Origin of the sequence: Piscirickettsia litoralis, from assembly GCF_001720395.1 — a bacterium.
In the GTDB taxonomy this organism is placed as follows: Bacteria; Pseudomonadota; Gammaproteobacteria; order Piscirickettsiales; family Piscirickettsiaceae; genus Piscirickettsia; species Piscirickettsia litoralis.
The window spans coordinates 827,715-842,415 of sequence record NZ_MDTU01000001.1 but is presented as its reverse complement, the minus strand read 5'-3'; the positions used below and the strand labels follow the sequence as shown (position 1 = coordinate 842,415).

The 14,701-nt window shown below is 40.3% G+C and carries 14 protein-coding genes; 9 read left to right on the top strand and 5 right to left on the bottom strand.

The window, feature by feature from the left end:
• Positions 1-153: 153 nt before the first annotated feature.
• A complete protein-coding gene (locus BGC07_RS04015) occupies positions 154-1,047 on the bottom strand; it encodes a LysR family transcriptional regulator (RefSeq protein WP_069312053.1) in 894 nt (297 codons plus the stop codon).
• Between the two features lie 120 nt (positions 1,048-1,167).
• Here BGC07_RS04015 and BGC07_RS04010 point away from each other — a divergent pair, with 120 nt between their 5' ends.
• A complete protein-coding gene (locus BGC07_RS04010; protein ID WP_069312052.1) occupies positions 1,168-2,394 on the top strand; it encodes an MFS transporter in 1,227 nt (408 codons plus the stop codon).
• Here BGC07_RS04010 and BGC07_RS21150 read toward each other — a convergent pair.
• From BGC07_RS21150 to cysZ, 4 genes are all read right to left on the bottom strand, one after another.
• Positions 2,391-3,626, bottom strand: a complete 1,236-nt coding sequence (locus BGC07_RS21150; RefSeq protein WP_201258111.1) for a sensor histidine kinase — start codon at positions 3,624-3,626, stop codon at positions 2,391-2,393. The genes BGC07_RS04010 and BGC07_RS21150 overlap by 4 nt on opposite strands.
• A 133-nt stretch (positions 3,627-3,759) precedes the next feature.
• Complete coding sequence (locus tag BGC07_RS21145) at positions 3,760-3,927, bottom strand: CHASE domain-containing protein (RefSeq protein WP_201258110.1); 168 nt, start codon at positions 3,925-3,927, stop codon at positions 3,760-3,762.
• A 399-nt stretch (positions 3,928-4,326) separates the two neighbouring features.
• Positions 4,327-5,034 carry an ATP-binding response regulator gene (locus BGC07_RS04000; RefSeq protein ID WP_069312051.1) on the bottom strand — a complete coding sequence of 236 codons (708 nt, stop codon included), beginning with the start codon at positions 5,032-5,034 and terminating at the stop codon, positions 4,327-4,329.
• Between the two features lie 208 nt (positions 5,035-5,242).
• The gene (gene cysZ / locus BGC07_RS03995; protein WP_069312050.1) at positions 5,243-5,968 is read right to left on the bottom strand and encodes a sulfate transporter CysZ; all 726 of its coding nucleotides are present in this window, start codon (positions 5,966-5,968) and stop codon (positions 5,243-5,245) included.
• A 101-nt stretch (positions 5,969-6,069) separates the two neighbouring features.
• On the opposite strand from cysZ, the gene smc reads away from it, so the two are divergent.
• The 8 genes from smc to BGC07_RS20530 all read left to right on the top strand — a co-directional run.
• A complete protein-coding gene (gene smc / locus BGC07_RS03990; protein ID WP_069312049.1) occupies positions 6,070-9,597 on the top strand; it encodes a chromosome segregation protein SMC in 3,528 nt (1,175 codons plus the stop codon).
• A gap of 51 nt (positions 9,598-9,648) precedes the next feature.
• Entirely contained in the window at positions 9,649-10,392 is a 744-nt protein-coding gene (locus BGC07_RS03985) for a cell division protein ZipA C-terminal FtsZ-binding domain-containing protein (protein ID WP_069312048.1), read from the top strand.
• The gene (locus BGC07_RS21720) at positions 10,379-10,732 is read left to right on the top strand and encodes a DNA ligase LigA-related protein (protein WP_235602914.1); all 354 of its coding nucleotides are present in this window, start codon (positions 10,379-10,381) and stop codon (positions 10,730-10,732) included. Before BGC07_RS03985 ends, BGC07_RS21720 begins: the two co-directional genes overlap by 14 nt.
• A complete protein-coding gene (locus BGC07_RS21715; RefSeq protein ID WP_235602913.1) occupies positions 10,713-10,901 on the top strand; it encodes a hypothetical protein in 189 nt (62 codons plus the stop codon). The genes BGC07_RS21720 and BGC07_RS21715 overlap by 20 nt, the downstream gene beginning before the upstream one ends.
• Before the next feature lie 48 nt (positions 10,902-10,949).
• Positions 10,950-12,455 (top strand): NAD-dependent DNA ligase LigA, encoded by a 1,506-nt coding sequence (gene ligA / locus BGC07_RS03980; protein WP_235602912.1) that lies wholly within the window; start codon positions 10,950-10,952, stop codon positions 12,453-12,455.
• A 15-nt stretch (positions 12,456-12,470) separates the two neighbouring features.
• Positions 12,471-13,505 carry a protease SohB gene (gene sohB / locus BGC07_RS03975; RefSeq protein ID WP_069312047.1) on the top strand — a complete coding sequence of 345 codons (1,035 nt, stop codon included), beginning with the start codon at positions 12,471-12,473 and terminating at the stop codon, positions 13,503-13,505.
• An 11-nt stretch (positions 13,506-13,516) separates the two neighbouring features.
• Positions 13,517-14,035 (top strand): 7-cyano-7-deazaguanine synthase, encoded by a 519-nt coding sequence (locus BGC07_RS03970; protein ID WP_069312046.1) that lies wholly within the window; start codon positions 13,517-13,519, stop codon positions 14,033-14,035.
• Between the two features lie 271 nt (positions 14,036-14,306).
• A partial coding sequence (locus BGC07_RS20530) for a hypothetical protein (protein WP_158006863.1) occupies positions 14,307-14,701 on the top strand: 395 nt, incomplete at its 3' end.

The window sequence follows — 14,701 nt, the reverse complement described above, 5'->3', positions numbered from 1 at the left end:
TTTTATCATTAAACCTGCATATAAACCTTACCGCATGTTAAACCAATTTGGCCCGAATTGATAGCGCTTGAGAGAGATGAGTCTTGAGCTTGAAGCCTTGTTATCATCACAGCTTTGCTTGAGGTTCTTGTCCTATTAATCTGCGTGTATTGGCTAGGTTGTTTTGGTTCTCTGTATCAAGAAGTCTTTAAATAATTTATGCGCGCGACTTTGGTATTTGTTTTTTCTGTTTATTAAAACAAGTTTTGCTGAAAAATCATCTATTTTGTAAGGTAATACTTTGAGTTTTTTAGTCTTTATATCTTCAGCTAGGGTAGTGATTGGTAAAATTGCAACGCCGATATTGGCCTTAGCCGCTTCACGAATTGCCATGTATGAATCTAAGTACAAAGGTGATTTTGTCGCTCCCCATTGAGTCATCAGCTTTTTTTGGCGGATTTTCGTAGGAGACTGCAGACGAGTCGTTAAAAACTGTACCGTTGCTAAGTCTGCTAGGTCTATTTTCTTTTTGCTTGCTAAAGGGTGGGCGGAAGATACGGTAAGAACAAATTCGAACTCGAATAATGAGTAAGTTTCCCAATCCTGACTATAGGTAAGTGGGTCGCTAATAATATAAAAATCATGACGATTATTTTCAAGCTCGACTTGCTGATCTCCCCACTTATCAACGGTCAAATCTAATTGGACATGGGGGTACTGTTCTAAAAAAGGACTCAACAGCATAAAAATAGTGCTTTGGAAAGTATTGGTGATCGATAGGCGAATTGTTGCTTGCTCTTCTTGGTTAAGCTCATTGATTGATGCTGAAAATTGATCTTTTGCCTGTAAAAAAACTTCGGCACCTCTTGCAAGCTCAGCTCCTTCTGGAGTGAGTAAAAATTTCTTACCATGACGTGAAAATAATTGTTTTTGGCAGAGTTGCTCTAAATTGTGAATATGCTTCCAAGCGGCAGGGACTGTCATATTCAATGCTTTTGCTGTTTGGGTGATGCTTAAGGTTTGTGAGGTTTTAAAAAATACTTCGATTTGGCGGATGCTGTAGTACATATTTAGATTTTTATACCTATCGTTTTTAATTAACTTTAAGTTAATAATAATAAGATTATATTAAATTTTAATATATTTATAATACGATTACTATGAGTCATCGAAATGAGGAGAGTTTTGATGGCTGATCGTTTATTTAATAAAGTTAAAGTGAATGAAAATAATAAGTTACCTTTGGTAAGCTTAATTGTAATGGTGTCTTTGGCTTCTGTAGGCTCTGTTTTACCTTCGCCAGCGTTATCAGAAATTGCATCTGCTTATTCGATACCTGCTCATATTGCTGAGTGGGTTGTGACTTTATTTGTCTTAGGTTATGCATTGAGCCAATTAATTTATGGGCCCATTGCGAATGCATTTGGGCGTAAAAGAGCACTTTATTTTGGGCTTGGTTTGTCAATTATTGGCTCAATCCTATCGAGCTTTGCAACTAATATTGAGGTGCTTCTGGTTGGGCGTTTGATTATGTCCTTTGGTGCGGGTTGTGGTTTGAATATAACGTTTACTATGATTAATGATTACTATGATGGCCCAAAAGCGAGACGGGTTACCGCATATGTGACTACAGCGTTTGCAATATTGCCAGGAATTGCAATCGCTGTAGGAGGTGAATTAACGGGTGTATTGGGTTGGAGGAGTTGTTTTGAGTTTTTATTATTGTATTATGTGATCGCATTAATTTTTGCATGGAAGCTCCCAGAAACAGCGACCAATTACTCTCGAGATAATATAAAATTTAAGCCGCTAATTATGCAATATCAAAATGTTATTTTAGATAAAGTGATTTATCCTTATGCTTTGTTATGGGGGATGACAAATGCAGTGGTTTATATGATGGCCGCAGTTTTACCGATCATCGCTCTACAAGAAATGAAATTAACACCTGTTTATTTTGGTTTTAGCTTTTTGTTAGTGACTGCTGGGTATGTGTTGGGTAATTTTATTACAGGTCGATTAAGCCATAGTTTAACTGCCATTCAAGTTAAAATGATTGGTGGAGTGATATCATTAACTGGAGTCATTGCGCTAACGGTGATTGGTTTTTTCTTTTACTCATATACATTGGGTTTTTTCTTAGCACTATCGATCACTTATATGGGGTTGCCGATGGTGTTATCAACAGCTGTTGCTGTAATTGTTCAACGTGCTGAGGATAAGTCAACAACATCATCAGTGACGAGCTTTATTGCGATGATGATGGGCTTTTTAGCCGCTTTGATTGCAGGCTGGCTTCAAGTTGGGCTTTACTGGAAAGTCCCCTTATTTGCTTTAGTGGTTGTTTTAGTGATGTGTATATTAATTGTACTTATTCGAACAATGGTTAATCACTCTTCTTATGCCAAAGTTTAGAGGGGTTGATTGGGTAATTTGATAGTGAAGGTGGTGCCCTTACCTTCTTCACTTTCAACATTGATTGAACCATCATGTTTTTTGATAATGCCATAGCTGATCGATAGTCCAAGCCCAGTACCTTCACCAACAGGCTTTGTCGTAAAAAATGGGTCAAATAGTTTTGCAAGATTATCTTGGTGAATGCCATGACCATTATCTGCAATTGTCAGTAGATTGAAGCCTTCTTGTTGTTTGGTGGTGATTGTGATTGTGCCACTTTCTTTGATTGCATGTGCTGCATTGACGAGCAAGTTCATGATGACTTGGCCGATTTGTGAAGAGTAGCCTAGTATTGGTTTTACATTGTCGAAATTTTTTATTATTTCGCATTTGTATTTGAGTTCATTTTGAGTAATCGTTAAGGCTTGCTCTATGCAATGGTTAAGGTCGAACTCTTCTTTTGTTTCAGCTTCTGAGTGAGCTAGCGATTTTAAGCTTAAAACAATATTTTTAACTTTTTCGGTGCCTTCAAGTGATTGCTCGATGATATTCTCGGTATCTTCAATGATATAAGTCATATCTTCTTGATCAAGTGACTCTTTTAGTTCTTTAAGCTTGCTGTCTTTAGCACTTATATCATCTGAGTTTAGTGTTTCGCTGCAAGCATATGCTTTATTTGTGACGCTTTTAATAGAGTCTAAGTACTCTCCCATGACTTCGATATTGTTCATGATGTAGCTAATGGGGTTGTTAATTTCATGAGCAACACCGGCGGCAAGTTGACCGATAGAAGCTAGTTTCTCTGACTGGACTAGCTGTTCTTGGTTTTCTTTAAGTTTTTGTGTCCGTTCAAGCACTTTGTGGTCCAGTTCTTCATTCAGTACCGTCAACTTGCTATTTAAATCATTAAGTTGTTCTGTGCGCTCTTTAACTAGCTTTTTGACTCGGGCTTCTCTATTAATGAGTACCCAAAGGTAAGCTGAGAGCATGAATGAGATAACCAGACCTGCTAAAAATATTGTGATTGGCAGGTAGGTTTGGTGTTCTTTGATAAAGCTTTGTGATGGGGAAATTACTATTTGCCATTTTTTGTCGGCGACTGTGAGGGTTGATTGATAAGCGAGTTTGCTACTTGCTTTTTGCTCTACATTATTTTCGAGTATTGTTGAAAAAGTATTATCATTCACTTTCTCTTTGACTATAAGAGTGAGGTTACTTTTTGAAGAAAAATTAAGGGATTGATCTAGCATATCATTGATTCTATAAACGCCGAGTACAAAGCCCTTTAGGTTTTCAAAAGAAGCTTTTTTCTGGATATGTTGCGTTGTATATTGGGTTGAAGAGTAAAAAATCCATGACTGCTGCCTTTCTCTTGCACTAGTGTTATTGAGTTAGTGGCGACACTTCTTCCTGTAATTGCAGCTTTTTTTTGAGACTTCTGTCTCGCGCGGGGCTGGAAGATAAATCAAACCCGATTGCTTTTTTATTGCCTTTCACTGGGTTAACATAATAAACAGGGAAATAGCTGGACTTATCTTTAGCAGTTATCATTTTTCCTTGTGATTTTCTTTGATTTTAAAGCTTGGGAAAAATTGATTGGCATTTTTTGACATAATCATTGCGTTGGGATTGTGTGATCTTTGGAATCCACTCTAATGCTTGGATGGCTAAGTTTCTTTTTAATAAGCCATTTGTAAAAATAGTAAACTCATCAAAGCTGACAAAGTTTGATGCTTCATAGAAAGATTTTAAGATATTAATTGCAGCGATATTTTTATTGATATTATTCTGTATGGATTGCTGCGTATCTGTTGCGAGTTCTCTAAAGTGGTTTGATGTTTCTGATTGGTTTGTTTCGTTGATGCTATAAAATAAAAAAAACTGATTGCCGCTCCAATAATAATGGTGAAAATGGAAGGAAGTTTGTTTAAGCGTAAATTATTTATCATTTTATTGGTGATCGCTATTAGTTGAGGTGAGTAGGCTGCCATAAATAAGTTCTGCATGCTCCTTTTCTAGTATGGCAAGAGACATCATTAAGTGCGTTTTATTTTGATTGTTTAAGGTCACTTTGCCGTGCCAATGGCCATGGTCTTGAACATGGGATAATATTTCTTCAAACTGTGTTTGACTGTAATTAATGACTGATGTTAATGGTTTTGTTAATACTACCTCTTCACTTTGATCAAGAAGATTACAAAAATAGGAATTAACAGATTTTAGTTGGCCTTCTGAGTTAAATGAAAATGCTGCTGTGAGCGTGTGATCATCGCCTGGTGAGGCTTCTGGAGTCATTGTTTTGTTAATTAGATAACGAATGTGCTCTCGCAGCTCATTGGCGCGCCAGGGTTTTTCTAAAAATTGATGGATGCTACCATTAAGCACACCACTGATAATTTCTTTTGTATCGGAATAGCCACTTAAAATAACGCGAATGGTTTCTGGAAATTTTTCTTGAGCGCGTTGCAGAAATTCACTACCGAGCATATTTGGCATGCGTTGGTCAGATAAAATGACATCGATTTTTTCTTGTTCTAAGATATTTAGTCCTTCTGACGCATTATAAGCGCAGAATAAAGTATATTTTTCACGGCGAAACAAGCGCTTAAGCGCATCTACAATATGCGATTCGTCATCAACAAGTAACAAAGAGGGCATTTTCTTCCTTTGAACTCTTCAAATGGCTTTCCATAGTTTAAATAGTAGTCAATTTATTGAGCGATTTTTTGACTTGCTATATGGCAGGGCTGTGGTTTATGTAATAACTGCATAGTTATATCTATACGGTAAGCTTGTCCGTGGTGCGCTATATAGCTTAAAGCCATCAAGTCATAATCACTTGATGGCCTTATTATTCCTAAATACTTTAATTTTTATCGAGTAAAGGCTTAATTTGATCAGACCAAAGTAATGTTCCTCCAGCAACTGCTGCAGGAATGGCAATGAGGTTGAGCAAGGGAATCATTGTGCAAACAAAACAAATCAAGCCAAACCCCATCGCTGTGAATGGCTTTTTGCGCGTGGCGCTTAAGGTGTGGTTAAAGTGGTGCTTGAATAAGTCCATGGGATAATCAATGTATTGAATCGCTTGCATCCAGCAGTTAAATAAAAACCATAATATGCTGATGATCAAGTTCAAGCCGGGGATGAACATTAAAATCATTAAGATAATCACGCGAACAATAGAATAACGCAATTTAATCAGTTCACGGCCGATGAGTCTGGGCATGTCTTTGATTAAGGCGAAGAGGCTTTCTTCGGGGGCCTTATGGTCTTCTTGTTGCAATACCGCTTCACAAAGTACGCTATAAAAGGGCGCGCCGATGATACTGGCGAGCGTGGTAAAGCTAAATACAAGCAGAGCGATAAAGGCTAAGCTTAAAATAACTGTGGCAATCGATTCGAGAAAGTGCAGCCAGTGAGGTAAGCTGCCAGCAAAGTGGGCGGTGATGGCTTCTATGCCATGAATGCCGAAGTAACCTAACACAATCAGCAAGATGAGATTCAGGAAAATAGGCAGGTAAAGATAGCGACGCATCCCGGGTTTAAAAATGAGGTTTAAGCCTTTTAGGAAATAATGAAAACCTGACATATTCGCTCCACTAGATTCATGATAGAATGGGCGGTATTTTACCCGATTCAGTGATAAACTGAAGAGCATAATTTGAAAAGAACAATAAGTACAATGGCACTATGAGATTAAAAAAGATTAAGTTGGCGGGGTTTAAGTCGTTTGTCGATCCAACGACGGTGGAGTTGCCGAGTCAGTTGGCATCCATTGTCGGTCCGAATGGTTGCGGAAAATCGAATATTATTGATGCGGTACGTTGGGTGATGGGGGAAAGCTCAGCGAAGAATTTGCGCGGTGAGTCGATTACCGATGTGATTTTCAGTGGCTCGAGTGTGCGTAAGCCGGTGGGTCAAGCGATGATTGAGCTGATCTTTGATAATAGTCAAGGTAAGCTGGTCGGTCCTTATGCGAATTACAATGAAATTTCCATTAAACGGACAGTAAATCGAGAGGCTCAATCTACTTATTTTTTGAATGGAACGAAGTGTCGTAAGCGTGATATTGCCGATGTTTTTCTAGGTACAGGTTTAGGCCCGCGTAGTTATTCGATTATTGAGCAAGGAATGATCTCCCGTGTTATTGAGGCGAAACCTGAAGAATTGCGCGTGCATTTAGAAGAAGCCGCGGGGATTTCTAAGTATAAAGAGCGCCGTAAGGAAACCGAACGCCGCATTCGCCATACCCGTGAGAATCTAGAACGTTTGAGTGATGTACGTGAAGAGTTAGGCAAACAGCTGAGTCGTTTGCATCAACAAGCCCAGGCCGCTGAAAAATATCAAAACTTTAAGAAAGAAGAGCGCCAGGTTAAAGGTCAGCTCTATATTCAACGTTGGAAAGTGTTGCAAGATCAACATGACCAAGAACAGCAGAAAATCCAAGACTATGAAATTGCTGTTGAAAAGCAACGAGCTCAGCAGCAACAGATTGATGTAAGTTTAGAAAAAGAGCGTTTAGCCTTTAGTGAAGTCTCAGAAAAATTGCATGCCTGTCAAGCAGACTATTATCAAGCCGGCAATGAAGTCACGCGTTTAGAGCAGCAAATCGAACATGCAACAGCGCGTATTCGTGAAACAGGCCAGGAGATGACTCGTCTTAATGAAAGCCTAGAAAAAGCGCGTTTAGAGCTGACTGCCGATGAAGAACAAAAGGTCTTGCTCGCCGAGCAAGAAGAAGAGCTTGCCCCTGAAATCGAGTTATTGCAAACCGCGGTTGAAGAAGCGACCCTGCTTGCTGAAGAAGAGGAAGTGAACTATCGACAGCTAGAAAAAGAGCGTGAGACCTTACTTCAGCAAGTCGCCTTATGTCGCCAAGAAGCTGAAGTCGAACAGACACGTATTCGCCACATGGAAGAGCAAGGCCAGCGTTTACAGCAACGCTTAGAAAAGCTACGTACTGAGACTGAAAATAGTGATCTCGCAACTTTAGAAGCCGGTTTAACTGAAGTTCAAGAAGAGCAACGTGAACTAGAAGAAAAAGAGCAAGAGCTACAGTTGCAGTATGAAGAGCAGCAGATCGCTTTAAGCCACCAGCGCCAGCAGCTAGAGCACCAGCGCCAGGAGTTAGAGCAACAACGTGGCCAGTTGCACCCGCTAAAAGGGCGCTTAGCTTCATTAGAAGCGTTGCAACAAGCTGCATTGGCTGAAAGCTCCGAGCATGTACAAGAGTGGATTCATGCTCAAGGTTTGGCAGAGAGTAAGCAGTTGGCTCAGAGTATTCGTGTACAAGAAGGTTGGGAAACTGCCGTTGAAACGGTGTTAGGTGAGAGTCTACAGGCTTTATATACACCGGATTACCAGGTTAATTCGAGCTTATCTGAACTTGAAGCGTCATTAATTTGCATTGATCAATCTGTTAGGTTTAATGATGACGCCAGTTTAGGTTCTAGCTCAGATCAGAGTATACAAGCCCTAAAATTAATCAATGTGGTTGAGCATGCTGAGAGTTTACCGAGTGAGTTACAACATGTCTATCTGGCAGATGATTTGCTCACTGCTTTACGCATTCGCTTAGCGCTAAAAAGCTATGAGTCTGTTGTGACAAAAGAGGGTTTATGGTTTGGGGCAAATTGGCTCAAAGTCACTAAACGAGATGATGCTCACTCAGGGGTGATTGCACGTGAAAAAGAGCTAGAAAGCTTAAAACAGCAAGAATTAACTCTCGAAGAAAACATAGCGATTAATGAAGAGCGTTTAAGCCAAACTCAACACAATTTGCAATTGGCTGAAGAGCAAGTGAAAACGGCCCAGCAGCATATGCAAGTCACGCAAAGAGAGCTTGCTGAAATTAAGGCACGTGTTAGTGGCCGTTTAGCACGTATAGAGCAACTGCGTGCGCGTTTAGCGGTGGTTCAGCATGAGCTTACAGAAGCTCAGGAATTATTTACTGAAGAGCAAGAAGAAATAAAAATTGCCCGTCAGCGTCTAGAAGTCGCTGTTGAGCAAATGGCAGAATTAGAGCTACAAAGGCAAGGTTTAGAATCTGGCCGAGTGGACTCACAACGAAAAACGCAAGAAGCACGTCAGCAATTAGAATCATTAAAAGGTCAGTTTCAGCAAAAGCAAATGCAATTGCAGCGTGTGCAAAGTGAGCAGGCGGGAATTAAAGCGGCTTTAGAGCGCCTAGAAGAACTATTAGGGCGAGATAAATTACGTTTAGCAGAATTAGAAAAATCCCGAGCTTTGTTTGAAGAGCCTTTAGAGGAGCAACGCATGTTGCTCGATGAGCAGCTAGAACGTCAGCTGGGTTTTGAAGACCGGCTAACCATTGCAAAAGAACAGTCTCAAGGCCATGAAAATCAGGTACGTGTGCTAGAGAAGCAATTGCATGCGCAGATGAATCAGGTGGCTAGTGCCCGTGAAGCCTTAGAAAAAGGGCGCTTACAGACTCAAGAATTATTTATTCGCCGTCAATCGATAGAAGAGCAATTGGTCGAAGCGGGGTTTCAGTTAAGGGGCCTATTAGAAATTTATGATGAAAGCGGTGATGTTAAAGAGCTAGAAGAATCACTAGAGCTTATCGGCCGACGTATTCAACGCTTAGGTGTGATTAATTTGGCAGCGATTGATGAATATGCCGCCCAGTCTGAACGTAAAGTGTATTTAGATGCACAACATGATGATTTAATCGAAGCGTTGGAGACTTTGGAAGCTGCGATCCGTAAGATTGATAAAGAAACACGCACACGCTTTAAAGAGACCTTTGATGAAGTAAACGGCCATTTTAAAACCTTATTTCCGAAACTCTTTGGCGGCGGTGGAGCAACATTAGAGCTCATCGGCGATGACTTATTAGAAGCGGGGGTGGCTTTGATGGCACACCCACCAGGCAAACGTAATAGTACGATCCATTTATTATCAGGCGGTGAAAAAGCCTTAACGGCAGCGGCCTTAGTCTTTGCTATTTTCCAATTGAACCCAGCGCCTTTTTGTATGCTCGATGAGGTGGATGCGCCTTTGGATGATGCGAATGTTGGGCGCTTTTGCCGACTGGTTGAAGAGATGTCAGAGACGGTGCAATTTATTTTTATTTCTCACAATAAAATCGCTATGGAAATGGCAGATCAACTGGTGGGTGTGACTATGCGTGAACCTGGGGTCTCGCGCTTGGTCGCCGTGGATATCGAAAAAGCGCTGGAAATGGCTGAAGAATAGATTTTAAAAGTAATAAAGTAATTTTAAGTTATAAGCGAAAGGGGTAGTTTGATGGAAACATTTTTGAAAGTTTTGGTTTTGTTGGTCGGCATTTTGCTGGTGGGTATTTTTGTCTGGGAAGGGCTAAGACGCCTAAAAGTATGGCGGATACGTAAGTGGGGCGTGAAAACACTGTTGCAGATGAGTTCAGGGGACACCATTGCTGAGCATCAAAATGGAACCGACGAAAGTGAAAGTTTGTCTACCCAAGAAAATTCAGCAACATCAGGAACTCAAAAAGAGCCTGTCGATACTGTTTTAAATTTATATATAGAGTCTAAATCCAGTGGCTTTTTAGCCTATTCGCTGTTTAATTTATTAGAAAAATCCGGTTTGATTTTCAATGAAGAGCTAAACGTTTTTGAAGCGAAAAACGAGCAAGGTGAAGTTGATTATTATATTACCTCTGCTGTGGCCCCAGGTGTTTTTGATTTGAAAAACACTATGACCAGTATCCCTGCGGTGAGTTTATTTGCCCGCCCAGATTTACAAACGAATCCACGCATTTCATTTTTTAAATTGCTCGAAGGGACTCATAAAATTGCCTCTGAATTAGGGGGACGTGTTTTAAATATGCGTCGTGAAGTATTGACTGAAGAAAGCGTCAGTGCTGATTATTTATCAGTCGTTGAAACTTATTCTGTTGGAGCAACGGTCAATAAAAAAGAGCAGGGTGAGACAGAGCAAGTAAAAGATCATCAAGTAGGCGAACATGAAAACCATGTTGAAGCTAAGGACCAGCATGTCGCCAGCTAAATCTTTGAATAGAACCAATAAGCTTGTAGATAGAATCAATGAACTTGTTAAACTGCTAAATCTTTATGGTTTACATTATTACACACTGGATGACCCTCTGGTTCCAGATAGCGAGTATGATCGTTTATTTAAAGAACTACAGCAATTAGAAACAGCATACCCTGAATTAAAACAGTTTGATTCGCCGACCCAAAGGGTGGGAGGTGCGGTGTTAGATGGGTTTAATAAAGCCAAACATCAGGTGCCGATGCTTTCTTTCAATAATGTTTTTAGTGATCAAGAAATTTATGATTTTGTGAAGCGCTTAAAAGTCGATGAGAATGCTACAATTTTTTTGTGAACCCAAATATGATGGTTTAGCAATTTCATTGCATTATAAACAAGGGATTTTAGTGCTTGGTGTAACACGAGGGGATGGTGCGACAGGTGAGGATGTTACTGAAAATATTAAAACAGTGCGCTCGATTCCATTACGTTTACAAGGTGCAAAAACCCACCTGAGTTTTTAGAGGTTCGTGGTGAGGTTTTTATGACCAAATCTGGTTTTAAAAAGCTTAATGATAATTTACGTAAGAACAATCGAAAAAACCTTTGCTAATCCGCGTAATGCGGCGGCAGGGAGTTTACGTCAACTAAACTCTAGGATAACAGCTAGCCGTCCTTTGGTCTTTAATGCTTATAGCTTGGTCAGAATGGAAGGTGGTGATGTATTACCAAATACTCATCACAGTCGTCTACAAAAACTTATTGATTTGGGTTTCTTAATTGATGCTAACGCTAGATTGGCTTATGGTGCGGAGGGCTGTTTAAGATTTTATCAGCATATGCTGAAGAATCGAGAGCAGCTCGATTATGATATCGATGGTGTTGTTTATAAAATAGATTCTGTTATAGATCAAGAAAAACTTGGTTACACTGCTAGAGGGCCAAGGTGGGCGATAGTATATAAGTTGCCTTCTGAAGAAGAAATAACGACTGTAAAAGCAATTGAGTTTCAAGTTGGGCGCACCGGCGCACTCACTCCAGTCGCACGTTTAGAGCCAGTGAATGTCGGTGGTGTGGTTGTCAGTAATGCAACCTTGCATAATATGGATGAAGTTGAGCGTAAAGATGTGCGTGCAGGAGATTCTGTCATTGTACGCCGCGCCGGTGATGTGATCCCTGAGATTGTTGGGAGAACTAGGGGGGATGAGGAGCAGGATAAGGCCCATGAAGCACACCCTAGATTAGTTATGCCAGTGAATTGTCCGGTTTGTGGTTCGAGTATTGAGCGTATTGAAGGTGAAGCGGTATCTCGTTGCACCGGCGGTTGGTTGTGTATTGCGCAACGCAAAGAAGCCTTAAAGCATTTTATTAGTCGTAAAGCGCTGAATGTCGATGGCTTTGGAGAAAAGCTCGTTGAGCAATTAGTTGATCTAGAATTGGTTAAGGATGCTGCGGATCTATATCAGCTTACTTTAGCGCAATTAATTGGCCTTGAGCGTATGGCAGAAAAATCAGCCAATAATGTACTCATGGCGATAGAAAAAAGCAAAATGACAACTTTAGGGCGGTTTTTATATGCTTTGGGTATTCGCAATGTCGGCCAGGCCACGGCTCAAGTCTTAGCTGAGCGTTTTGGTAATTTGTCCGCATTGCTGGCGGCAACTGAGGAAGAATTACAAAACGTCGATGATGTCGGGCCGGTAACTGCACATTTTATTTGTCAGTTTTTCTCTCGTGAAGTAAATAGAGAGCTGCTTAAGCGTTTGCAAGCAGCAGGCATTCATTGGCCTGAGCGTGAAGCGCAATTATCGAAAGATAGTCAGGATAATTCAGATGGTTCAGAGAAAAAACTCAGTGGCGAGGTCATTGTGTTAACTGGGACCTTGCATGAACTCTCACGTGATGAAGCTAAAGAAAAATTGCAGCAATTAGGTGCGAAAGTAACGAGTAGTGTCTCGAAAAAAACAACCTTATTGATTGCAGGGGAAAATGCAGGCTCTAAGCTGGATAAAGCTGAGGCTTTAGGTATTACTGTTAAAAACGAAGATGATTTAAAAATTTTATTGGGATCTAATTAGAGGAGACGAATATTCGTGATTACCCAACTCTTAGCCGATTACGGCTTATTTCTAGTAAAAACGGTGACATTAGTCGCAGCGATTTTAATCGTATTTTCAGGCATTTTAGCATTGGCGATGAAAAACCGTGTTGCCAAGCAAAAAGGCAGCTTGGAAGTTGAAAAGCTGAATGATCATTATGATGATTTAAAAGAGACGATAGAAGTTGAAGTGCTGGATAAGAAAGAGCTGAAAGCTCTGGAAAAAGAGCGCAAGAAAGAAGAAAAACAAGAGAAAAAAGACAAAAAGAAAAATAAGGATAAAGAAGAAGAGCAAGATCCTCGCATATTCGTCTTAGATTTTGATGGCGATATCGAAGCTTCTGCTGTCCATGCTTTGCGTGAAGAGGTTGATGCCTTATTGACCTTTATTAATGAAAAAGATGAAGTTGTCGTTCGCTTAGAAAGCCCGGGTGGCATGGTCAGCCCTTACGGTTTAGCAGCGTCTCAACTCGCACGTTTTCGTAGTAAAGGGGTGAAATTAACGATTGCAGTGGATCAAGTGGCTGCCAGTGGTGGCTATTTAATGGCCTGTGTGGCAGATCGCGTCATTGCAGCACCGTTTGCAGTGTTAGGTTCGATCGGTGTGGTATTCCAAATGCCTAACTTTCATAAGGTGTTAAAAAAGCACGATGTTGAATACGAGCAACTCACCGCCGGTGATTACAAACGTACACTGACGATGTTTGGTAAAAATACCAAAGAAGGCCGTGAAAAGCTTCAAGAAGAATTAGAAGACATTCATCATCTATTTAAAGACTTTGTTGGTGAATATCGCCCACAGCTGGATATTGATAAAGTTGCAACCGGTGAGCATTGGTTTGGCCAGCGTGCGCTAGAGTTAAATCTAGTGGATGAGTTGGTGACGAGCGATGATTATCTCTTATCGCAATCTGATGAGCGTGAGATTTACTCAGTTAACTATATCGAGAAGCAAACACTTGCCGATCGTTTTAGCTTTATGGCACGGGCTTTGCTTGGTAAACTGGCAACAGCAGGAGTTAAACGCTAAAAGGGTGATGAATGCAACGTAAAGCAGTCGTCTTATTATCAGGTGGGGTGCATTCTAGCCTCTGCCTGCATCTCGCACGGAGCCAGGGCTATATGCCATATGCCTTGAGCTTGGATATTCCTAAACGTTCATTTCAACTAGAAAGCGCCCAGCAAGTCGCTCAAGAAGTCGTGGTTGCAGAGCATCAAGTGGTAGCGATGAATGAAAATAGCCTTTCTGAAAGCAAAGAGCTAACTTATTATTCAAGCTTACTTAGTTTTGCTGTGAACTGGGCGCAAACCCTCTCGGCTCAGGATATCTTTATTGGCATTCATCCTGGAGAGGCACATTCTCTTGAGTTTATGATGGAATGGCTGCAAAGCTATCAAGAACTTGTTAATTTAACAGCAACAACTGGAATACGTATTCAAACACCACTGTTGTTTATGAGTGATAAAAAGCGTGCGCAAACGGCCAAGCAGTTTGATTTAACCTTACCCATGTCTATTCAGCCTAAGAAAAAGAAATTTATGGAGCGGATTTTTAGCTAATGGATTGATACCGGAGACTTTTTAATCAATCACCAGAAGATTAGGTCGCTTGCTACGACTGTAATAAGTTAGAGGCAGCAATAATCAGTTTTAGATACGCCTAATTTAATTTTTTTAAGTCAACAAGATACTTTTTCATTTTAAGATTGCCACATTTCTAGTTTAGACCTGGGCTTGTATTCACTATATTGTGCTGTTAGAATTCGCCAATTAGCAAATTCTTAACATGTCAAGGAATGCATCGCTATACATAAATATGAAATGTTTTCGTTTGACAAAGTATAACCCTGAACTTAGAAATATCTCTAGTACTTTTACTTCTAAAGACTGGACATCTGTCTCGGATATTGGTGATGATACAGGTTTGACATATCAAGAGTATTTAGTGGCTGAAAGTAATTATGTTAAAGCCGTTTTGTATTTCATGGTCTGTTTAGAGTTGAACGGTGTAAAATTGCTCGAGGTTTCTGATAACAGGAGCGAAGATAACCTTGGAAAATATTTGTTTGATATAGATCAACCAAATAGAAGAATTGACGAGGGTATGTTTGTGCCAACTGGACAAATTCCAGATTATACTAAATTAGCGCTGAGAGAGTTAATTTGGTGCAAGTTTGATGGGGATAAACAGTTCTACCTTCACTTTGGTTATGATTACTATATATT

Bases quoted from the DNA above. Each gene is read 5' to 3' on its own strand.
- BGC07_RS04015 (WP_069312053.1), bottom strand. From the start codon at position 1,047: ATGTACTACAGCATCCGCCAAATCGAAGTATTTTTTAAAACCTCACAA.
- BGC07_RS04010 (WP_069312052.1), top strand. From the start codon at position 1,168: ATGGCTGATCGTTTATTTAATAAAGTTAAAGTGAATGAAAATAATAAG.
- BGC07_RS21150 (WP_201258111.1), bottom strand. From the start codon at position 3,626: ATGCTAGATCAATCCCTTAATTTTTCTTCAAAAAGTAACCTCACTCTT.
- BGC07_RS21145 (WP_201258110.1), bottom strand. From the start codon at position 3,927: ATGATAACTGCTAAAGATAAGTCCAGCTATTTCCCTGTTTATTATGTT.
- BGC07_RS04000 (WP_069312051.1), bottom strand. From the start codon at position 5,034: ATGCCCTCTTTGTTACTTGTTGATGACGAATCGCATATTGTAGATGCG.
- cysZ (WP_069312050.1), bottom strand. From the start codon at position 5,968: ATGTCAGGTTTTCATTATTTCCTAAAAGGCTTAAACCTCATTTTTAAA.
- smc (WP_069312049.1), top strand. From the start codon at position 6,070: ATGAGATTAAAAAAGATTAAGTTGGCGGGGTTTAAGTCGTTTGTCGAT.
- BGC07_RS03985 (WP_069312048.1), top strand. From the start codon at position 9,649: ATGGAAACATTTTTGAAAGTTTTGGTTTTGTTGGTCGGCATTTTGCTG.
- BGC07_RS21720 (WP_235602914.1), top strand. From the start codon at position 10,379: ATGTCGCCAGCTAAATCTTTGAATAGAACCAATAAGCTTGTAGATAGA.
- BGC07_RS21715 (WP_235602913.1), top strand. From the start codon at position 10,713: ATGCTACAATTTTTTTGTGAACCCAAATATGATGGTTTAGCAATTTCA.
- ligA (WP_235602912.1), top strand. From the start codon at position 10,950: ATGATAATTTACGTAAGAACAATCGAAAAAACCTTTGCTAATCCGCGT.
- BGC07_RS03970 (WP_069312046.1), top strand. From the start codon at position 13,517: ATGCAACGTAAAGCAGTCGTCTTATTATCAGGTGGGGTGCATTCTAGC.